Source organism: Pseudomonas marginalis, assembly GCF_001645105.1.
Taxonomy (GTDB): Bacteria; Pseudomonadota; Gammaproteobacteria; order Pseudomonadales; family Pseudomonadaceae; genus Aquipseudomonas; species Aquipseudomonas petroselini.
Genome location: NZ_LKEG01000023.1, coordinates 76856 through 94280, shown reverse-complemented (window position 1 = coordinate 94280; position 17425 = coordinate 76856). Strand labels below are relative to the sequence as shown.

Genomic DNA, 17425 nt, shown 5'->3' with positions numbered 1-17425 from the left:
CAGTTGATCATGCGCTTTTCGTCGACGGCGACGCGGGCGGCGGAGCCTTCGAGTTCGGCGAGGCCTTCGGCGACGTCGAGTTTATCGAGGGCGGCCTTGGCGCGGATGATCGCAGCGGAGTCGTTGGCGGTCACGTTACGGGCTTCCAGCGCGGCGGCGGCGCCGGCACCGTCGAGGCGGTCCATGTTGGCTTCGCTGGCGTGGCCAGCGTTGGCGCCCTTGATCACCGCTGCACCGGTGTCTTCGTTGTCGACTTCATCCCAACTCAGCATTGAAATACTCCCTTCTGGTCTGTTCTGACGGCCTATTGGGCCGTCCAAAATATAAAATTTGCAGGCGGTTAGGCATTGAAATACGGCGCATAGTGTGGTCGGTATTTACCGATACTGCACACTATGTAGTGGTCTGTTCTGTTTGTGGGCACACTATATGGGGTGTGGTGACGATGGTCAACGCACAAGATGTGCGGTCTGGGGTCGCTGCCGGGCGCTTGATTGACGCCCTGTCCAGGACTGGATATGTTGTCTTGCATGAAAAAGACCCTGCCCGAAGACACCCACCTGATCAGCCAGCTCGAACAGATCGCCGAAGGCTTGAGCAAAACCTTCAGCCCGTTCTGCGAAGTGGTGCTGCACGACTTGCGCGACCCGCAGCACGCGATCCTGGCCATCCATAACAACCTCTCGGGCCGCCAGCCTGGCGACCCGGCCACTGAGCTGGGCCTGGCGCGGATTGCCGATCCCGAGTACCCGCAAGTCATTGCCAATTATCAGAACCAGTTCGCCGACGGCCGCCAGGTCAAGAGCACCTCGATCGGCATCAAGGACACCCGCGGCCAATACGTCGCGGCCTTGTGCATGAACGTCGACCTCTCGTTGTTCCGAGGCTTGCAGGGCATGCTGGAACAGTTCGGCTCCGTCAGTGGCGACACGCCCCGTGAGTCTCTCGACCCGTCCGGCGCCGACGCCATTCGTGCGCGCATCGATCAGTTCGCCGCACGCCTGGCCACCACGCCGCGCGCGCTCAAGACCGCGGATCGGCGTGCCTTGATGCGTGAGCTCAAGGACGCCGGCTGCATGGATGTGCGTCGGGCCATGGAAACCGTAGCCTCGCACCTGGGTGTGTCGCGCGCGGCGGTCTACACCTACGCCAAGTAACGCGCGACGGCTTCAATCTCCACCAGATACCCGTGATGCAACTCGGGCACCGGCACCACCGCGCGTGCCGGGCGGTGATCACCCAGTGCGCCGGCGTAGACCTGGTCAAACGCCGGCCAGTGTTCGACCCCCGCCACGTACACCGTGACTTTCACCAGATCCTGCGGCGTGCCGCCGGCCGCCTTGAGGATTTCCAACACATTCGCCAGTGCGACCTGGGCCTGTTCGGCAAACGGCGCCGACAGGTTATGCCGCCCGTCCGGGCTGACCGGCAGTTGCCCGGAGATATACAGCGTGTCGCCGTGGCGGATGGCCTGGGAATAATGGCCGGCAGGCTTTGCCGCCGTGGGGGTGTGGATGATGTTCATGGCGCCTCGCTGAGCAGGGTGGCGTACTTCTGGAGATCGACGTTGCCGCCGGTGACGATGATGCCCACGCGCTGGCCCTTGAGCTGGTCGCCCAACGTGTGCAGTGCGGCCAGGCCCAGGCAGCCGGTGGGTTCCACCACCATTTTCATGCGCTGCATGAAGAACTTCATCGAGGCCACCAACTGTGCGTCCGACACCGTAAGGATGTCGTTCACCTGCTCGCGGATGATAGGGAAGGTGTAGTTGCCCAAGTGCTGGGTCTGGGCGCCGTCGGCGATGGTCGTCGGGGTGTCGATATGTACGATGTTGCCGGTGCGAAACGAGCGCTGGCCGTCGTTACCCGCTTCGGGTTCGACGCCGTACAACTGGCACTCCGGCGACAAGGCGCGGGTCGACAGCGCCGTGCCCGACAGCATGCCACCACCGCCCAGGCCGACGAACAACGCGTCCAGGGGGCCGGTGAATTCCAGCAGTTCCTTGGCGGCGGTGCCTTGGCCGGCGAGGATATGCGGATGGTCGTAGGGCGGGATCAGGGTCATGCCGTGTTCGTTCGCCAGCTTGCGGCCGATCTGCTCGCGGTCCTCGGTAAAGCGGTCATACAGCACCACGCTGGCGCCATACTCGCGGGTGGCCGCGACCTTGGCGGCAGGCGCATCGCCGGGCATCACAATCGTTGCCGGTATGCCCAGCAAACGCGCCGCCAGGGCAATGCCCTGGGCATGGTTGCCCGACGAGAACGCCACCACCCCGACTTCGCGCTGCCGTGCGTCAAACTGCGACAGTGCATTGAAGGCTCCGCGAAACTTGAATGAGCCGGTGCGTTGCAGGTTCTCGCACTTGATGAAGACCTCGGCGCCGGTCTGTGCGTTGAGCGTTCGAGAGGTGAACACCGGCGTCAGGCAGGCAACGCCCTCCAGGCGTTGGGCGGCGGCGATGACGTCTTGGTAAGTCGGCAGGTGCATGGGACGGACCTCAATGGCATGTCTGGATAAAATATCCATAACAAGACAGATAGTAAAGATTCGTGTGGTAGTGCTAGCTTTTGAACCTCTCTGATCGCAGGAGGATACGACGTTGGTCCGACTCGCCGACTGCATCGCCCACTTAGCGCAAGGTTGAAAAGATCATGGTGTCTGACTGCGATATTAAATAGAATGAATCTCATTTGAGACTCACTCGCGCCGCGCAGGTCGCTTGCCATGAATGATGCTGTTGTTTCGACCCACGCCCCCGAGCTGACGTTGTCGAGCCTGTACCGCGACCATCGCAGCTGGCTGGAAAGCTGGCTGCGCCGGCGCTTGGGCAATGCCTGGGATGCCGCGGACCTGAGCCAGGATACGTTTTTACGGGTACTCGCCAGCGCCCAGCCGATTGCGCAGATGCAGGAGCCGCGCGCGTATCTGGTGACCGTCGGCAAGCGCCTGCTGGTGAATTTCCATCAGCGGCGCAGCCTCGAACAGGCCTATCTGCAGGCCTTGGCGAACCTGCCGGAAGCCTGTGTGCCGTCGCCCGAGCAGCGCTGGCTGGTGCTGGAAACCCTGCAAGCCCTGGACGAATTGCTCGATGGCTTGCCGGTGCTGGTCCGCCGCGCCTTTCTCTGGAGCCAACTGGAAGGCCTGGGCTATCGGGAGATCGCCGAGCGCCTCGACGTCTCCGAGCGCACGGTAAAACGCTACATGGCCCAGGCTTACGAACATTGCCTGCTGGTGGACCTGTGAGCCGTGACGTGGCGCGTGCCGCCGCCCAATGGCTGGCGCTGCTGGAGTCTGGCGCGGCCACCGAGCATGATCACGCCGCCTTGCAGCACTGGCGGGACAGCCACCCCCAGCACGAACAGACCTGGCAAAAAGCCCAGACCCTGCGCCAGCGTTTCAGCGCCTTGCCCCAGGCCCTGGCGATGGCCAGCCTCGACCGCCCGCAACCGGGACGCCGCGCCGTGCTCAAGCGCGCGTTGGGTATCGCGGCCTTGGTGCCGACGGCCTGGTTGGTCAGCCGTCAATTGCCCATCGAGGTCTGGCGCGCCGACCTGCACACCGCCACCGGTGAGCGCAAGCGTATCCCCTTGGATGATGGCGGCAACCTGCAACTCAATACCGCCACGGCGGTGGATGTGGACCTGGCACAGCGGCGTATCACGCTGGTGGACGGTGAGTTGGCGCTGAATCTACCCGGCGCGACCGCGATGACCGTGCAGACCCGCTACGGCGAGTTGAGCGTCAGCCAGGCCGACGTGTGCATACGACAACAGGCTGCCGGCTGCCTGGTGTCTGTGCTCAAGGGCGCAGTCCAAGTGCGCGACCGGAACGGGCAGGTGGCGACCCTGCAGGGGGGGCGGCAAGCGCCGCTGAAAGCCGGCGGGCTGGGTGCCTGGGTGCCGTTTGATGTGTCGCAGCTGGGCTGGCGCGACGGTGTGCTGACGGCGCAGAACCAGGCGCTGGGCGATTTTTTGCGGGAGCTGGAACGTTATCGGCCAGGTGTTTTGCGTTGGGAGCCGAGCCTGGAGAATTTACGTGTGACCGGCAGCTTCCGCCTCGACGACACCGACCGCATCCTCAATTTGCTTGCCTCGACACTCGGGCTCGAGCTGCAGGCGCGGACACGCTATTGGGTGACATTGCGCAAAGCAATGACCTGATCACACCGTTAGTGTAGTGAGCGGGCTTGCCCCGCGCTGGGCTGCGAAGCGGCCCCAATAAAAACACCGCGGTCTGTCAGACAGAGCGCGGTGTTTGGTTTTAGGGCCGCTTCGCGCCCCAGCGCGGGGCAAGCCCGCTCACTACAAGTCTCAGTGTTGTTAGATTACATGGGCGCGGTGCAGCTCGGTCAAGGCCAGTGCCTTGAGCCGGGCCAGCAGCGGATCACGCCGGTCCCTTGGGTGCGGCAGGTCCACCGCCAGTTCCTGGCGAATGCTGCTGGGCCGGTTGTCCATCACCAGCACACGGTCGCTCAGGTACAGCGCCTCGTCCACATCATGGGTCACCAACAGCAAGGCGATGGCATGGTGTTTGGCCAGTTGCAGCAGCAGGTCCTGCAACTTCATGCGGGTAAACGCGTCCACTGCGCTGAAGGGTTCATCCAGCAACAACACCTGCGGGCGTGAATACAGGCCCCGCGCGATGGCGACCCGCTGCGCCATGCCGCCGGACAACGCCTTGGGCAGCGCCTGGGCAAACCCCTTGAGGCCGACTTCCTCGATCAGTTGCGTGACCCAGGCCCTGTCGTAGTGGTTGTCATCGCTGAAACCGATGTTCTGTTCCACCGTGAGCCAGGGCATCAGCCGGGGTTCCTGGAACACAAAGGCGACTTCGCCCTCCGGGCTGTGCAGTTCGCCCTGGAAGTCCTTTTCCAGGCCGGCGACGATGCGCAGCAAGGTGCTTTTGCCACAGCCGCTGGGGCCCAGCAGGCTCACGGCTTCCCTCGGTTGCAACGCCAGGCGCACCTCGTTCAGCACGGTGGTGTGGGCGAAGCTTTTACGCGCCACGTGAATGTCCAGCAGAGGCTGTGCGCTCATTGTCCGGCTCCCTGAAACGTATCGCGCCAGGCCAGGCAGCGCTTCTCCAGTGCCGCGAGCAGGCCATCGCTGACCTTGCCCAGCAGCGCCAACACAATGATCGCGGCCAGCACGATATCCGGCCGCGAGGTTTCCCGCCCGTCGCTGAGCAAATAACCCAGGCCCTTGGTGGCCGCGATCAACTCAGCCGCCACCAAAAACATCCACGCCAGGCTCAAGCCGCTGCGCAACCCGGTAAACAGGCCGGGCAGGGCGGCGGGCAATAAAATGCGGCGCACCAGGCGGCGGCGATTGAAACCATACATTTGCCCGACTTCCACCAACTTGCGGTCGATATCGCGGATGGCCGCAACCCCATTGAGGTACACCGGGAAGAACGCGCCGATTGCGATCAGCACGATCTTCGACGTTTCGTCGATGCCCAGCCACAGCAGCAACAGCGGCACCCAGGCCAGGCTCGGGATCGAGCGTAGCCCGGCGAAGGTCGGTTCCAGATAGGCTTCGGCCTCACGGCTCAAGCCGACCCACGCGGCAAACATCAACGCCAGGCTGGCGCCGATGGCAAAGCCCAGCAGCACCCGGCCGAGGCTGGCGCTGATGTGTTTCCACAGTGCACCTTCGGCGAGGTCCGTCAGGGTCACGGCGATTTCGCTGGGCGCCGGCATCTGGTACGACGGCAGCCAACCCACACGTACCACCACTTCCAATACCAGCAGGATCAGCGCCGGCACCACCAGGCCCTTGAGCCGTCTCGGCCAGCCACTGCGGTTGATCGCCACGGGCGCGGCAAGGGGCAATGCTTGGGTTTTGCTGGTCATCACGCGCTCCTTCTCCTTAGTGTCAGTGGCCGAACGAGGTGTCGATCAACTGGTCGATCACCTGGTCCACATTCACGCCTTTGCGCACCAATGCTTCGGACACCAGGATCGGCGCGGCGGCCTTGGACGACAGCACATCCTTGCTGCTCAGGAACGGCGTGCTCAGGTCGGTGCGCGACAGTTGCAGCTTGGCCACTTCCAGCGGCAGGCCGGATTCGTCGGCGAGCAGCTTGGCGAATTCATCCGGGTGCTTCACCGCCCAGTCGCGGGCCTTTTCATAGGCGCCAAGCACTTTGGTGATGGTCTGCGGATGCGCCTTGGCGAACTGCTCGGTGACGCTGACCACGCCATAGCTGTTGAAGTCCTTGTTGCGGTACAGCAAGCGCGAACCGGCCTGGATTTCGCTGGCGGCCATGTGCGGGTCAAGACCGGCCCAGGCGTCCACGTCACCTTTCTCGAGGGCGGTGCGGCCATCCGGGTGTTGCAGGTGTACCAGCTCCACATCGTCTTTTTTCAGCCCGGCCTTTTGCAGGCTGCGCAGGGTGAACAGGTACGGGTCGGTGCCTTTGGTGGCGGCGATTTTCTTGCCCTTGAGATCGGTGACGCTCTTGAACGGCGAGTCCTTGCGCACTACCAGGGCCGTCCATTCGGCGCGGCTGTACACATACACCGATTTGATCGGGCTGCCGTTGGCGCGGCTCAACACCGCCGACAGGCTGGCGGAAGAAGCGAAATCCACGCCGCCGCTGTTGAGGTATTCCAACGACCGGTTGCTGCCCTGGCTCAGGACCCAGCCGACCTTGCTGTTCGGCAGGGCCTGTTCCAGCCAGCCAAAATGCTTGAGCACCAGGCTGACGGGCGAGTAGTAGGCGTAGTCGAGATTGACTTCGGCGGGATCGGTGTCGGCGGCATGGGCCAGCGGTTGCAGGCACAGGGCGAGGGCGCAGGCGCCGAGTAAGCGTCGGGTGAAGGGGTTCATGGAACAGCTCCGGCAAGGCATTGAGAGAAGGCTTTTCTTATATCCAGAAAAATTAAACGGCATGTTCCATCATGCTTTTCGGGAATATGCAGTCTCTGTGCCATCTGGTTCGCAGGCGTGTTTACGGGGCTTGAAGGGGCTAAAGCTGTAGCGCGAATGCGCAAACTGTTGATCGGCTGTTGGTGATGCAACAGTTCTTATATATCTGTATCGAATAAATAAAGAGTTATATATTCCTTTTAATGTCTTCGTGGGTGGCGCATGTTGAGGGCCTGCGCATTCGTGCGGATTGACCCAACAGCCAAAAGGAAAGCCGACATGACCATTAAAGCGATCAACGTGCGCAACCAGTTCAAGGGCGTCATCAAGGAAATCCTGCTGGGGGAAGTGGTGTCGGAAATCGACGTGCAGACCGCGTCCGGCATCGTCACCTCGGTGATCACCACCCGCTCGGTGCGTGACCTGGAGTTGAAAGTGGGCAGTGAAGTGATTGCCTTTGTGAAATCGACGGAAGTGTCCATCGCCAAGTTGTGAACCCCATCGAATGAGGGCGCTGGCAAGCCCGGGCCCTCATTAATAGGTGCATGCTTCAGCGTTGGCGAAGGGCGCGTTCCATGCGTTGCAGGCCTTCTTCCAGCATCGTTCGTGGGCAGCCGAAGTTCAGTCGCACGAACTGTTGGCTGTCATCGCCGAACTCGATACCGGCGCTCAACCCGACCTTGGCCTGCTCCAGGAAAAACTGCTGCGGATCATCCAGGCCCAGGGCGCTGCAATCCAGCCACGCCAGGAACGTGCCTTGCGGCACCTGCATCACCACGCCGGGCAGGCGGGTTTGCACGGCATCGAGCAGGTAGTCACGGTTCGCTTGCAGGTACTGCACCAACGCATCAAGCCAGTCGCCGCACTGGCTGTAGGCGGCGCGGGTGGCCTCCAGGCCCAGGGGGCTGACGCTGTCGACCATGCCGCAACGCGCCTGGTTGAAGCGTTCGCGGATCTCGGCGTTCTGGACCACTGCAAAGCAAGTTTTCAGGCCAGCGACGTTATACGCCTTGCTCGCCGACATCAGCGTGATCGTGCGCTGGGCGATCTCATCGCTGAGGCTGGCAGTGGGAATGTGGCGACGGCCGTCAAAACACAGCTCGGCGTGGATTTCGTCGGAGATAATCAGCGCGCCGTGTTCCAGGCAGGCGTTGGCCACGGCCAGCAGTTCTTCGCGGGGGAAGACTTTGCCCATGGGGTTATGCGGGTTGCTCAACAGCAGCGCGCCGGCACCGGTCAGCGCCTGACGCATGGCTGGCATGGGCGTGAGGTATTCGCCGTCGACCAGCTCGAAGGGGACTTCGATGCGCGGCAGCTTCCAGTGCCCCGGCGCCAGGCGGATCGGCCGGTAGTTGGGGGTTTGCAGTACCACCGGTTGGCCGGGTTGTATAAAGGCGTGCAGTGCCATGTTGAAACCCGGTTCGACGCCGGGCAGGAACAGCAACTCATCCGGCTGCACGCGCCAGGCGTACTTGGCCCACAAATCGGCAATGATCGCCTCACGCACATCCGGGCCGGCGACGCTGTAGCCGAGCACCTGCTGGTCGAGGCGCGCGTGCAAGGCTTGCAGCACGGCGGGTGGGGCGGCGATGTCCATGTCCGCGATCCACATCGGCAAAACGTCGTGCGGGTAGCGGTTCCACTTGGTGCTGCCGGTGCCTAGGCGCGGGTGGATCGTGTCGAAATCAAAGCTCATGGGGGGCTCGTGTCAGGGCGTCGGGCGCGGGAATGGGGCTGATTCTAGCGTCATTATTTTTATAGGCCAGGGTTGATTGGTGCTTACCGTTGTTGAGGTGTGCCGTACTGGGTTGAAACTCTGGGAGGGGGCTTGCTCCCGATGGCGGTGTGTCAGTTGATGCATCTCTGGCTGTCCCACTGCTATCGGGAGCAAGCCCCCTCCCACAGTTTGATCTCCATACATCAGGTAGATATCAGTCTGCTTCTGATCTTAGGCGCCCCGTTAAACACGCTGGCTGGAGTGAGGGCACACCGAGCCTACGTTCTATGACCGACAAGTTCTGTAATAAAAACGCCATTGCGCTGGGGATTACCTGTGCGCCGGGCTATTTTGGTGCATCTCAATAACTAGAGTAGCCATGGATGAAATACCAACCCTTCAGCCGTACCTTGATTGCCACAGCCCTGGTGTTGACGGTCAGTGGTGTGCACGCCGCTTCCCAGGCCCCGGTGGCCGGTGAAAATGGCATGGTGGTGACGGCCCAGCATTTGGCCACTCATGTGGGCGTGGATGTGCTCAAGGCCGGCGGCAACGCGGTCGATGCTGCTGTAGCGGTGGGCTATGCGCTGGCCGTGGTGTACCCGGCGGCGGGTAACCTGGGGGGTGGCGGTTTCATGACCGTGCAACTGGCGGACGGGCGCAAGACCTTCCTCGATTTCCGCGAAAAAGCCCCGCTGGCGGCCACCGCCGATATGTACCTGGACAAAGACGGCAACGTCATCGAAGGCCTCAGCGCCAAGGGCCACTTGGCCGTCGGCGTACCCGGCACCGTGTCGGGGATGGAACTGGCCCTGAGCAAATACGGCACCCTCAAGCGCGCCCAGGTCATTGCACCGGCGATCAAGCTGGCGGAAAACGGCTTTGCCCTGGAGCAAGGTGATATCGACCTGCTGCACACCGCCACCGGCGAGTTTGAAAAAGACAAGGACATGCGCGCGATCTTCCTGCACAACGGCCAGCCGCTGCAGGTGGGTCAGAAACTGGTGCAGAAAGACCTGGCCAAGACCCTCAAGGAAATCTCGGCCAAGGGCACCGACGGTTTCTATAAAGGTTGGGTCGCCAAGGCGCTGGTGGATTCCAGCCAGGCCGGCAAGGGCATCATCACCCAGGCGGACCTCGACAAATACAAGACCCGTGAGTTGGCACCCATCGAGTGCGACTACCGTGGCTACCACGTGGTCTCGGCACCGCCGCCAAGCTCGGGCGGCGTGGTGATCTGCCAGATCATGAACATCCTCGAAGGCTACCCGATGGCCGACCTCGGCTATCACTCGGCCCAAGGCCTGCACTACCAGATCGAAGCCATGCGCCACGCTTATGTGGACCGTAACAGCTACCTCGGCGACCCGGACTTCGTGAAGAACCCGATCGAGCACCTGCTGGATAAAAACTACGCGACCAAACTGCGCGACGCCATCGAGCCGCAAAAGGCCGGGGATTCCCAAGCCATCAAGCCGGGCGTATCACCTCACGAAGGTAACAACACCACCCACTATTCCATCGTCGACAAGTGGGGCAATGCGGTGTCGGTGACCTACACCCTCAACGACTGGTTCGGCGCGGGCGTGATGGCGAGCAAGACCGGGGTGATCCTCAACGATGAAATGGACGACTTCACCGTCAAGGTCGGCGTGCCGAACATGTACGGGCTGGTCCAGGGTGAAGCCAACGCCATCGCGCCGGGCAAGGCGCCGCTGTCGTCGATGAGCCCGACCATCGTGACCAAGGATGGCAAGGCTGTGATGGTGGTGGGCACGCCAGGTGGCAGCCGCATCATTACCGCGACCTTGCTGACCATCCTGAATGTCATCGACTACAAGATGAACATCCAGGAAGCCGTGGACGCGCCGCGTTTCCACCAGCAGTGGATGCCGGAGACCACCAACCTTGAGACGTTTGCCGTGAGCCCGGACACCCAGAAGATCCTGGAAAGCTGGGGCCATAAGTTTGCCGGTCCGCAGGATGCCAACCACTTGGCGGCGATCCTGGTGGGCGCGCCGTCGCTGGGTGGCAAGCCGGTGGGTAACAACCGCTTCTATGGGGCGAATGACCCGCGTCGTAATACGGGGCTGTCGCTGGGGTACTGACGGGGGGGCGCGCGGGTTTGTTGTGGTGAGCGGGCTTGTCGAATCGTCGCACCGCCCGCGCTGGGGGGCGAAGCCGCCCTAATAAATACGCCGCGTACTGCCTGACAGTATGCGGCGATTGGTTTTAGGGCTGCTACGCAGCCCAGCGCGGGGCAAGCCCGCTCACTACAACAGCTGTTCTACTGCGGTGAATGCGGCGCTCCGGCGTTTTTCCCAATTTCCCCTGATGACCACGACGGGTTGCTGGTGCTGCTGCATCCAGTCCAGGCTGTCCTGGAAAAACGCCCTGCGGTCGGCCAGCTCAGGTTGGCAGCGTTGCCCATCGGCCGTCCACTCCACATCTTCCGGCGACAGCAGCAGGTGCAGGTCGTAGTGCCGAGCCAGCAGTTCGTCGTCCAGCCAGGCCGGGTAGTCGCCAAACAGGGTCTGGCTCCACAGTTTGTTGGTCAGCAAGTGCGTATCGAGGATCAGCAGGCGGGGCTGTTCGGCGCGGGCGGCGTCTTCCCAGGCGAGTTGGCCACGGGCGATGGCCGGGATATCCGCAAGGCAGGTATCACGCTGGTGATGGTCGATGAATTCGCGCACGTATTCACGCACCATCAACCCGCCAAACTGCGCTTGCAGCTCCGTCGCCAGCCAGCTTTTACCACTGGATTCCGGCCCGGCCAGTACCACCACCTTCATGCGTGCAACGCCGGGTCGGCGCGCCATTCGCGCCAGCCTTGCATGGCGATCACGGTGAACAGCGCGTAGAGCGCGGCGGTGAGGTAGAGGCCTTTGTAGACAAACAGCCCGACGAAGATCACGTCCACGGCAATCCACAGTGGCCAGCACTGCACGCGCTTCTGCGCCATCCACAGTTGCGCCACCAGGCTGAAACCGGTCAGGGCGGCATCCAGCCAGGGTTGGGCGGCGTCGGTCCAGTGCGCCATCGCGGCGCCGAGCAGCAAGCTGCCGATTGCCCCCACCGCCAGGCTGGCCGTGATCGCTGGCACACCGAGGCTCGTCACTTGGCGGCCCTGCTGGACCTCGCCGGCGCGGGTCCACTGCCACCAACCGTAGACTTGCAGCGCGGCGTAGACCACCTGCAAGAGCATGTCGGAATAGAGTTTTACGTCGAAGAACACCCAGGTGTACAGCAACACCATCACCAGCCCGATGGGCCAGCACCAAGGGTTCTGCTTGACCGTCAGCCATACGGCGATCACCCCCAGGGCGGCGGCGAACAGTTCAAGCCCGGACATGGTGGTTCCTTGGGAGAGTGGGAGAGGGCGGGGATTGTAACCAAAGAAGGTGGGTCTAGGAATTGGCTGTTGTAGTGAGCGGGCTTGCCCCGCGCTGGGCTGCGCAGCAGCCCTAAAACCAATCGCCGCATACTGTCAGGCAATACGCGGCGTATTTATTGGGGCTGCTACGCAGCCCAGCGCGGGGCAAGCCCGCTCACCACAACAAGCCTGCTCATCACAATAGGCCCGCTAACCACAATAGGACTGCTCACCACAACAAGCCCGCCCACCACAAAACTACACTTTGAATTGGCGCAGCAGGCCGTCGAGTTGTTCGCTCAACCCGCGCAATTGCGCACTCGCCACGCTCGACTGTTCCGCCGCCAGCGCCGTGCTGTGGGACAAACCGGCGGCCTGGGTGACGTTCTGGTTGATATCTTCCACCACATGGGCCTGTTGCAGGGTGGCGCTGGCAATCGACGCATTCAGGCCGTTGAGGTTATTCAGGGCTTGCCCGATGGCGGTCAGGCTGGCGCCGGCCTGGCCGGCCTGTTCGATGGTCAGTTGCGAGGCGCTGTGACTGTCGCTGATCACCTTAACCGCCGCTTCCGAGTGGCCTTGCAGGCGCTCGATCATGCCCTGGATCTCGGCGGTGGACTTTTGCGTGCGCTGGGCCAGCAGGCGCACTTCATCGGCCACCACGGCAAAGCCACGGCCTTGTTCGCCCGCGCGTGCCGCTTCAATCGCCGCGTTAAGGGCCAGCAGGTTGGTCTGGTCTGCGATGGAGCGGATGACCTCAAGCACGCTGCCGATCTGGGTACTTTCGGCGGACAGGGTGCGAATCACTTCCACCGCCTGGCTGATGGTGCCCGAGAGCTGGTCGATCTGCTGCAGGCTGCCGTCGATGTTGACCTGGCCTTGCTGCGCCTGGGCCTGGGCATCGCGCATTTCGCTGGCGGCGTGTTCGGCGTTCTTGGCCACGTCCTGCACGCCGTAGGTGACTTCGTTGATGGCCGTGGCCACCAGTTCCATCTGCTGGGACTGTTGCTGGCTGCGGTCATGGGCCTGGGTGGCGTTGGCGCCCAGCTCCTGCGAGGACTGGCCCAATGCGTTGGCGCACGCCTGCAACTGGCTCACCACCTGGCGCAGCTTGGCGGTAAAGCTGTTGAAGTGTTGGGACAGTTGGGTGACTTCGTCCTGGCCATGGGTATCGAGGCTGCGGGTGAGGTCGCTTTCGCCGCTGGCGATGTTGCCCATGGCATTCACGGCGTCCTGCAGCGGCCGCACAATGCTGCGGGCGATCAGCGAGACCAGCAATGCCATGACCACCGCGATGCCCAAGCCGATAAACGAGGTTTTCCAGACCTGGCCGCTGAACTCGGCCTGTACATCATCCACGTAGACCCCGGAACCGATGATCCAGCCCCACGGCTCGAACAGTTGGATATACGAGGTCTTGGCCACGGGCGCTTCGGCACCCGGCTTCGGCCAGCGATAGTTGACGATGCCCGCGCCCTTGGCCTTGGCCAGGATCACGAATTCATTGAACACGGCAAACCCGTCGGGGTCGCGGATCGCCGACAGGTTCTGGCCGTCGAGCTTGGGGTTGGCCGGATGCATGATCATCACGGGCGTGAGGTCGTTGATCCAGAAATAGTCGTCATGGTCGTAGCGCAAGCCGCGCACCGCGTTCATGGCTTGTTTCTGGGCGGCTTCGCGGGTCATCACGCCGGTGGTTTCTAAGCTGTGATAAAACGTCAGGATACCGCTGGCGGTCTGGACCACGTGTTGGGTCTGCAGGCGCTTGGCCTGGTAGAGGTCGTCATGGATCTGCTTGAGCATCAGCAAACCCAGGGCCATCAGCATCAGCACGGCGACTATCAGGATCAGCCAGAGCCGTCGGCTGATCGACATATTGCGCAAACTGTTCATCGTCCTGTCACTCCGGGCTTTTTATAATTGTGGGCGCCACATCGACTTTTACGCCTTGTCTGATAGGCTTTCGGCCTGTAATCGAAAAACCTGAGTACTGTCTGATTTTTCACAGGATTTTTGCAGCGTGGGGTTGAAACTCAGCGCTGTGTCTTGTCGTCAGTGAACCATTAAAAAGATTAACAAGGCTTGCCGTAGAGCAAGACCTTTGGGGGAAGTATGGATTTTTGGACCGCCATTCAGGCAGTGATTCTTGGCGTTGTGGAGGGGCTTACCGAGTTCCTGCCGATTTCCAGCACCGGCCACCAGATCATCGTCGCCGACTTGCTCGACTTTACCGGCGACCGTTTCAACGCGTTCAATATCATCATTCAGCTGGGCGCCATCCTGGCCGTGGTGTGGGAGTTCCGGGGCAAGATTTTCGAAGTGGTCAGCGGCCTGCCGACCCAGCGCAAGGCCCAGCGGTTTACCGTCAACCTGCTGATCGCCTTTATGCCGGCGGTGGTGTTGGGGGTGATTTTCGCTGACGTGATTCACCACTACCTGTTCAACCCGATCACCGTGGCCACGGCCCTGGTGCTGGGCGGCATCGTCATGTTGTGGGCCGAGCGTCGTGAACATGAAGTGCATGCCGAGACCGTCGATGACATCACCTGGAAAGACGCGCTCAAAGTCGGCCTGGCGCAGTGCCTGGCGATGATCCCTGGCACCTCGCGTTCGGGCTCGACCATTATCGGCGGCCTGTTGTTCGGGCTGTCACGCAAGACCGCCACCGAGTTTTCGTTCTTCCTGGCCATGCCAACCATGGTCGGCGCGGCAGTGTATTCGGGCTACAAGTACCGTGACCTGTTCCAGCCGGCGGACCTGCCGGTGTTCGTCATCGGCTTCGTGACCTCGTTTATCTTCGCGATGATCGCGGTCAAGGGCCTGCTCAAGTTCATTGCCAGTCACAGCTATGCCGCGTTTGCCTGGTACCGCATTGCGTTCGGTTTGCTGATCCTGGCGACCTGGCAGTTCGGCTGGATAGACTGGACCGCGGCCAAGGCATGATGATCCAGCACCCACGCCTGAAGGCGGCGATCTTTGTGCTGCTGTGCGCGGCGCCGTTGTTGGGTTCGGTATTGGTGTGGCAGCGTGGCGAGACGCTGATCCCGCTGGTGGCCTATGGCGTGGTCAGCGTGATCGCGTTCTTCCTGTACTGGAGCGACAAGCGCAAGGCGCGCACCGACAGCTGGCGCACGCCGGAAAATATCCTGCACGCCGTCGAGCTGGCAGGCGGTTGGCCGGGCGCGTTGATTGCGCAGCAGGTGTTCCGGCACAAGACGCGCAAGGTGTCCTACCAAGTGCTGTTCTGGGTGATCGTGTTGCTGCACCAGGTGTTTTGGCTGGACCAGATGTTCCTCGGCGGTACCCTGGTTTCAATCCTCTAGCAACAACCCGATCTGCGTGCGCTTGGGCAGTTTGCTCACCACCAACTGGTGGGAGCGCTGCAACAAGCCACGCAGCTCCTCGGCGCCCAGCGGGTAGGGCGTGTTCATGATGATCCACTGCGCACGTGCCAGGTACGGCGCCGGGTGGATGCCTGGGCGGTCCACATGGCCGAGGAACAATTCCTTGTCGACCTTGAACGCCAGCGAGTCACCGCGCAGGTTTTGCAGGGCGAACATCTTGTTGCCGGCAATCGAGAATACCCGCACGCCGCCCCATTTGTAGTCCTCCCGCGCGCCGGGCAGGCTCAGGCAGAAGGTCGCGACTTGGGCTTCGGTCATCTTCATAGCAGGCGGTCTCCACAGCCTTTGAAACCTTCTTCCAGGTAATCGATCCAGGCGCGGATGGCCGGCAACACGCCACGGCGATGCGGGTACACCGCTTGCAGCCAGCCGCCCGGCAACGACCATTCCGGCAGCAGTTGTACCAACTGGCCGCTGGCCAGTTCGGCTTCACAGTACATCATCGGCAGTATGGTGAAGCCCAGGCCCATGATGGCGCTGGTTTTGCGCACGATGAAGTCGTCGATACCCAGCCGGGCCTCCATCGCCAGCTCGTGGGCATGGCCCTGCGGGTCGATAATGCGCTGATGCACCAGGCGATCCGCCTCCAGCGCCCCGAGGATCGGCAATTGCTTGAGGTCCTCAAGGCTGGCCACCTGACGACCGAGCATCAACGCGGGGCTGGCCACCAGCACGGTCTGCGCCTGACGCAGGCGCTTGGTGACCAGCAAGGGGTCTTCATCACCGAGCTCGCGCACACGCAGGGCCACATCGATGCCCTCGGCCACCAGGTCGACGCGGCGGTTGACCAGGGTCATCTCCAATTGCACCTGAGGGTGGGCTGCGAGAAAACCCGCGACCAGTTCCGGCAGGATGTGCTGGGCCATGCCCACCGGACAGCTCACCCGCAGCCGCCCACGGGGCTCACTGGACATGCTGGCGACGGCCTCATCGGCCATTTCCGCTTCCAGCAGCATCGCCTGGCAATGCCGCAGGTAACGCTCGCCGACGGCGGTAAGCGTCAATTGGCGGGTGGTGCGTTGCAGCAGGCGCGCGCCGAGGCGTTCTTCCAGCTCGGCGATGCGTCGCGACAACCGGGACTTGGGAATCCCCAGCAGGCGCCCGGCCGCCGCGAAGCCGCCGGCTTCCACGACTTTGGCGAAATAGTAGAGGTCGTTGAGGTCTTGCATGGTCAGCCTATTGTCCTGTCAGTGGGACAAACTATCGCATTTGAGCTGACTTATCGACTATTCGTTTGATGCGTAGGATCACCACCATCTGATCGCCACTGTCGATCCCACCTCGGAGATCCACCATGAAACTGTTGCATATCGATTCCAGCATCCTCGGCGACAACTCGGCGTCCCGTCAGCTCAGCGCCGGCGTGGTCAAGGCCTGGCAAGCTGCGGAGCCGGGTGTGGAAGTGACCTACCGTGACTTGGCCAGCGAAGGCATCAACCACTTCTCCGGCGCGACCTTGGGCGCGCTGGGCACCGCTGCCGAGCTGCGTGATGCCGCGCAAAAGCATGAGGCCGAGCTGAGCGCATCGTCGCTGGCCGAGTTCCTCGCCGCCGATGCGGTGGTGGTGGGTGCGCCGATGTACAACTTCACTATTCCAACCCAGTTGAAAGCCTGGATCGACCGCATCGCCGTCGCCGGCCAGACGTTCCGCTACAGCGAAGCCGGTCCGGAAGGCCTGTGCGGCAACAAGAAAGTCATCATCGTGTCCACGTCCGGTGGCATGCATGCCGGGCAAGCCACGGGTGCCGCCCATGAAGGCTACCTGAAACTGCTGTTTGGCTTCCTGGGCATCACCGATATCGAGATCGTGCGTGCCGAAGGCCTGGCCTACGGTGACGAAGTGCGCAGCAAAGCCCTGAGCGACGCCAACGTACTGATCAACGAACAATTGTTCGCCGCCGCGTAAGGCTTGTGTAAATTTCGCCCTTCCTCGGTTTCAATCTGAAGCCGGGCGCCTAAACTCTGTATTCTGCTCGCCTGAAAACGACCGGAGTACGGAGTTTTTTCGTTTACCCGCTGTCATTACTTTGGCCCAGGTTGTGCAAGCATGGGTTTAACA

General features: G+C 62.2%; 19 protein-coding genes and 1 pseudogene. 8 read left to right on the top strand and 12 right to left on the bottom strand.

Annotation, left to right across the window (positions count from 1 at the left end; translation table 11 throughout):
* Window positions 1-272: pseudogene (locus AO064_RS03925) on the bottom strand (ribonucleotide-diphosphate reductase subunit beta); the annotation flags it as partial.
* Window positions 273-530: 258 nt separating this feature from the next.
* Between AO064_RS03925 and AO064_RS03920 the strand changes: the two are divergent.
* Complete coding sequence (locus AO064_RS03920) at window positions 531-1157, top strand: helix-turn-helix transcriptional regulator (protein ID WP_064052453.1); 627 nt, start codon at window positions 531-533, stop codon at window positions 1155-1157.
* Here AO064_RS03920 and AO064_RS03915 read toward each other — a convergent pair.
* Entirely contained in the window at window positions 1145-1525 is a 381-nt protein-coding gene (locus AO064_RS03915; RefSeq protein WP_046034243.1) for a RidA family protein, read from the bottom strand. The genes AO064_RS03920 and AO064_RS03915 overlap by 13 nt on opposite strands.
* Window positions 1522-2487 carry a threo-3-hydroxy-L-aspartate ammonia-lyase gene (locus AO064_RS03910; protein ID WP_064052452.1) on the bottom strand — a complete coding sequence of 322 codons (966 nt, stop codon included), beginning with the start codon at window positions 2485-2487 and terminating at the stop codon, window positions 1522-1524. Before AO064_RS03910 ends, AO064_RS03915 begins: the two co-directional genes overlap by 4 nt.
* A gap of 237 nt (window positions 2488-2724) precedes the next feature.
* Between AO064_RS03910 and AO064_RS03905 the strand changes: the two genes are divergently transcribed.
* A complete protein-coding gene (locus AO064_RS03905; RefSeq protein WP_046034241.1) occupies window positions 2725-3243 on the top strand; it encodes a sigma-70 family RNA polymerase sigma factor in 519 nt (172 codons plus the stop codon).
* Window positions 3240-4160, top strand: a complete 921-nt coding sequence (locus tag AO064_RS03900; protein ID WP_064052451.1) for a FecR domain-containing protein — start codon at window positions 3240-3242, stop codon at window positions 4158-4160. Before AO064_RS03905 ends, AO064_RS03900 begins: the two co-directional genes overlap by 4 nt.
* Before the next feature lie 159 nt (window positions 4161-4319).
* Here the strand turns inward: AO064_RS03900 and AO064_RS03895 are convergent, their stop codons facing one another.
* Genes AO064_RS03895 through AO064_RS03885 form a run of 3 tightly spaced genes read right to left on the bottom strand, consistent with a single transcriptional unit; the run spans window position 4320 to window position 6833 of the window.
* On the bottom strand, window positions 4320-5036 hold the full coding sequence (locus AO064_RS03895; RefSeq protein ID WP_064052450.1) for an ABC transporter ATP-binding protein: 717 nt from the start codon (window positions 5034-5036) through the stop codon (window positions 4320-4322).
* The gene (locus AO064_RS03890) at window positions 5033-5854 is read right to left on the bottom strand and encodes an ABC transporter permease (protein ID WP_064052449.1); all 822 of its coding nucleotides are present in this window, start codon (window positions 5852-5854) and stop codon (window positions 5033-5035) included. Before AO064_RS03890 ends, AO064_RS03895 begins: the two co-directional genes overlap by 4 nt.
* A gap of 22 nt (window positions 5855-5876) precedes the next feature.
* Complete coding sequence (locus tag AO064_RS03885; RefSeq protein ID WP_064052448.1) at window positions 5877-6833, bottom strand: aliphatic sulfonate ABC transporter substrate-binding protein; 957 nt, start codon at window positions 6831-6833, stop codon at window positions 5877-5879.
* Between the two features lie 318 nt (window positions 6834-7151).
* Between AO064_RS03885 and AO064_RS03880 the strand changes: the two genes are divergently transcribed.
* Window positions 7152-7367: a TOBE domain-containing protein gene (locus tag AO064_RS03880; RefSeq protein ID WP_003173733.1), complete on the top strand. Its 216-nt coding sequence runs from the start codon at window positions 7152-7154 to the stop codon at window positions 7365-7367.
* Window positions 7368-7422: 55 nt separating this feature from the next.
* Here the strand turns inward: AO064_RS03880 and AO064_RS03875 are convergent, their stop codons facing one another.
* Entirely contained in the window at window positions 7423-8568 is a 1146-nt protein-coding gene (locus AO064_RS03875; RefSeq protein ID WP_064052447.1) for a MalY/PatB family protein, read from the bottom strand.
* A 404-nt stretch (window positions 8569-8972) separates the two neighbouring features.
* On the opposite strand from AO064_RS03875, the gene ggt reads away from it, so the two are divergent.
* Complete coding sequence (ggt, locus tag AO064_RS03870) at window positions 8973-10697, top strand: gamma-glutamyltransferase (RefSeq protein ID WP_012723988.1); 1725 nt, start codon at window positions 8973-8975, stop codon at window positions 10695-10697.
* 165 nt (window positions 10698-10862) lie between these two features.
* On the opposite strand, the gene AO064_RS03865 is transcribed toward ggt, so the two are convergent.
* The 3 genes from AO064_RS03865 to AO064_RS03855 all read right to left on the bottom strand — a co-directional run bounded on the left by AO064_RS03865 (window position 10863) and on the right by AO064_RS03855 (window position 13855).
* The gene (locus AO064_RS03865) at window positions 10863-11381 is read right to left on the bottom strand and encodes an AAA family ATPase (RefSeq protein WP_064052446.1); all 519 of its coding nucleotides are present in this window, start codon (window positions 11379-11381) and stop codon (window positions 10863-10865) included.
* A complete protein-coding gene (pnuC, locus tag AO064_RS03860; RefSeq protein ID WP_064052445.1) occupies window positions 11378-11941 on the bottom strand; it encodes a nicotinamide riboside transporter PnuC in 564 nt (187 codons plus the stop codon). The genes AO064_RS03865 and pnuC overlap by 4 nt, the downstream gene beginning before the upstream one ends.
* A gap of 279 nt (window positions 11942-12220) precedes the next feature.
* Complete coding sequence (locus AO064_RS03855) at window positions 12221-13855, bottom strand: methyl-accepting chemotaxis protein (protein WP_064052444.1); 1635 nt, start codon at window positions 13853-13855, stop codon at window positions 12221-12223.
* A 219-nt stretch (window positions 13856-14074) separates the two neighbouring features.
* Between AO064_RS03855 and AO064_RS03850 the strand changes: the two genes are divergently transcribed.
* Together AO064_RS03850 and AO064_RS03845 are read left to right on the top strand one after the other, a co-directional pair.
* Window positions 14075-14905, top strand: coding sequence for an undecaprenyl-diphosphate phosphatase (locus tag AO064_RS03850; protein ID WP_012723992.1), 831 nt, complete (start codon window positions 14075-14077; stop codon window positions 14903-14905).
* Entirely contained in the window at window positions 14902-15285 is a 384-nt protein-coding gene (locus tag AO064_RS03845) for a DUF1294 domain-containing protein (protein ID WP_012723993.1), read from the top strand. The genes AO064_RS03850 and AO064_RS03845 overlap by 4 nt, the downstream gene beginning before the upstream one ends.
* Here AO064_RS03845 and AO064_RS03840 read toward each other — a convergent pair.
* Window positions 15274-15630: an MmcQ/YjbR family DNA-binding protein gene (locus AO064_RS03840; RefSeq protein WP_012723994.1), complete on the bottom strand. Its 357-nt coding sequence runs from the start codon at window positions 15628-15630 to the stop codon at window positions 15274-15276. The two genes, AO064_RS03845 and AO064_RS03840, sit on opposite strands and share 12 nt — an antisense overlap.
* Window positions 15627-16535, bottom strand: a complete 909-nt coding sequence (locus AO064_RS03835; protein WP_064052443.1) for a LysR substrate-binding domain-containing protein — start codon at window positions 16533-16535, stop codon at window positions 15627-15629. Before AO064_RS03835 ends, AO064_RS03840 begins: the two co-directional genes overlap by 4 nt.
* Window positions 16536-16660: 125 nt before the next feature.
* Between AO064_RS03835 and AO064_RS03830 the strand changes: the two genes are divergently transcribed.
* A complete protein-coding gene (locus AO064_RS03830; protein WP_012723996.1) occupies window positions 16661-17272 on the top strand; it encodes an FMN-dependent NADH-azoreductase in 612 nt (203 codons plus the stop codon).
* Window positions 17273-17425: the final 153 nt, after the last annotated feature.

What these genes read in the sequence shown, in the direction of transcription:
- AO064_RS03920 (WP_064052453.1), top strand. Translation starts at nt 531, where the DNA reads ATGAAAAAGACCCTGCCCGAAGACACCCACCTGATCAGCCAGCTCGAA.
- AO064_RS03915 (WP_046034243.1), bottom strand. Translation starts at nt 1,525, where the DNA reads ATGAACATCATCCACACCCCCACGGCGGCAAAGCCTGCCGGCCATTAT.
- AO064_RS03910 (WP_064052452.1), bottom strand. Translation starts at nt 2,487, where the DNA reads ATGCACCTGCCGACTTACCAAGACGTCATCGCCGCCGCCCAACGCCTG.
- AO064_RS03905 (WP_046034241.1), top strand. Translation starts at nt 2,725, where the DNA reads ATGAATGATGCTGTTGTTTCGACCCACGCCCCCGAGCTGACGTTGTCG.
- AO064_RS03895 (WP_064052450.1), bottom strand. Translation starts at nt 5,036, where the DNA reads ATGAGCGCACAGCCTCTGCTGGACATTCACGTGGCGCGTAAAAGCTTC.
- AO064_RS03890 (WP_064052449.1), bottom strand. Translation starts at nt 5,854, where the DNA reads ATGACCAGCAAAACCCAAGCATTGCCCCTTGCCGCGCCCGTGGCGATC.
- AO064_RS03885 (WP_064052448.1), bottom strand. Translation starts at nt 6,833, where the DNA reads ATGAACCCCTTCACCCGACGCTTACTCGGCGCCTGCGCCCTCGCCCTG.
- AO064_RS03880 (WP_003173733.1), top strand. Translation starts at nt 7,152, where the DNA reads ATGACCATTAAAGCGATCAACGTGCGCAACCAGTTCAAGGGCGTCATC.
- AO064_RS03875 (WP_064052447.1), bottom strand. Translation starts at nt 8,568, where the DNA reads ATGAGCTTTGATTTCGACACGATCCACCCGCGCCTAGGCACCGGCAGC.
- ggt (WP_012723988.1), top strand. Translation starts at nt 8,973, where the DNA reads ATGAAATACCAACCCTTCAGCCGTACCTTGATTGCCACAGCCCTGGTG.
- AO064_RS03865 (WP_064052446.1), bottom strand. Translation starts at nt 11,381, where the DNA reads ATGAAGGTGGTGGTACTGGCCGGGCCGGAATCCAGTGGTAAAAGCTGG.
- pnuC (WP_064052445.1), bottom strand. Translation starts at nt 11,941, where the DNA reads ATGTCCGGGCTTGAACTGTTCGCCGCCGCCCTGGGGGTGATCGCCGTA.
- AO064_RS03855 (WP_064052444.1), bottom strand. Translation starts at nt 13,855, where the DNA reads ATGAACAGTTTGCGCAATATGTCGATCAGCCGACGGCTCTGGCTGATC.
- AO064_RS03850 (WP_012723992.1), top strand. Translation starts at nt 14,075, where the DNA reads ATGGATTTTTGGACCGCCATTCAGGCAGTGATTCTTGGCGTTGTGGAG.
- AO064_RS03845 (WP_012723993.1), top strand. Translation starts at nt 14,902, where the DNA reads ATGATGATCCAGCACCCACGCCTGAAGGCGGCGATCTTTGTGCTGCTG.
- AO064_RS03840 (WP_012723994.1), bottom strand. Translation starts at nt 15,630, where the DNA reads ATGAAGATGACCGAAGCCCAAGTCGCGACCTTCTGCCTGAGCCTGCCC.
- AO064_RS03835 (WP_064052443.1), bottom strand. Translation starts at nt 16,535, where the DNA reads ATGCAAGACCTCAACGACCTCTACTATTTCGCCAAAGTCGTGGAAGCC.
- AO064_RS03830 (WP_012723996.1), top strand. Translation starts at nt 16,661, where the DNA reads ATGAAACTGTTGCATATCGATTCCAGCATCCTCGGCGACAACTCGGCG.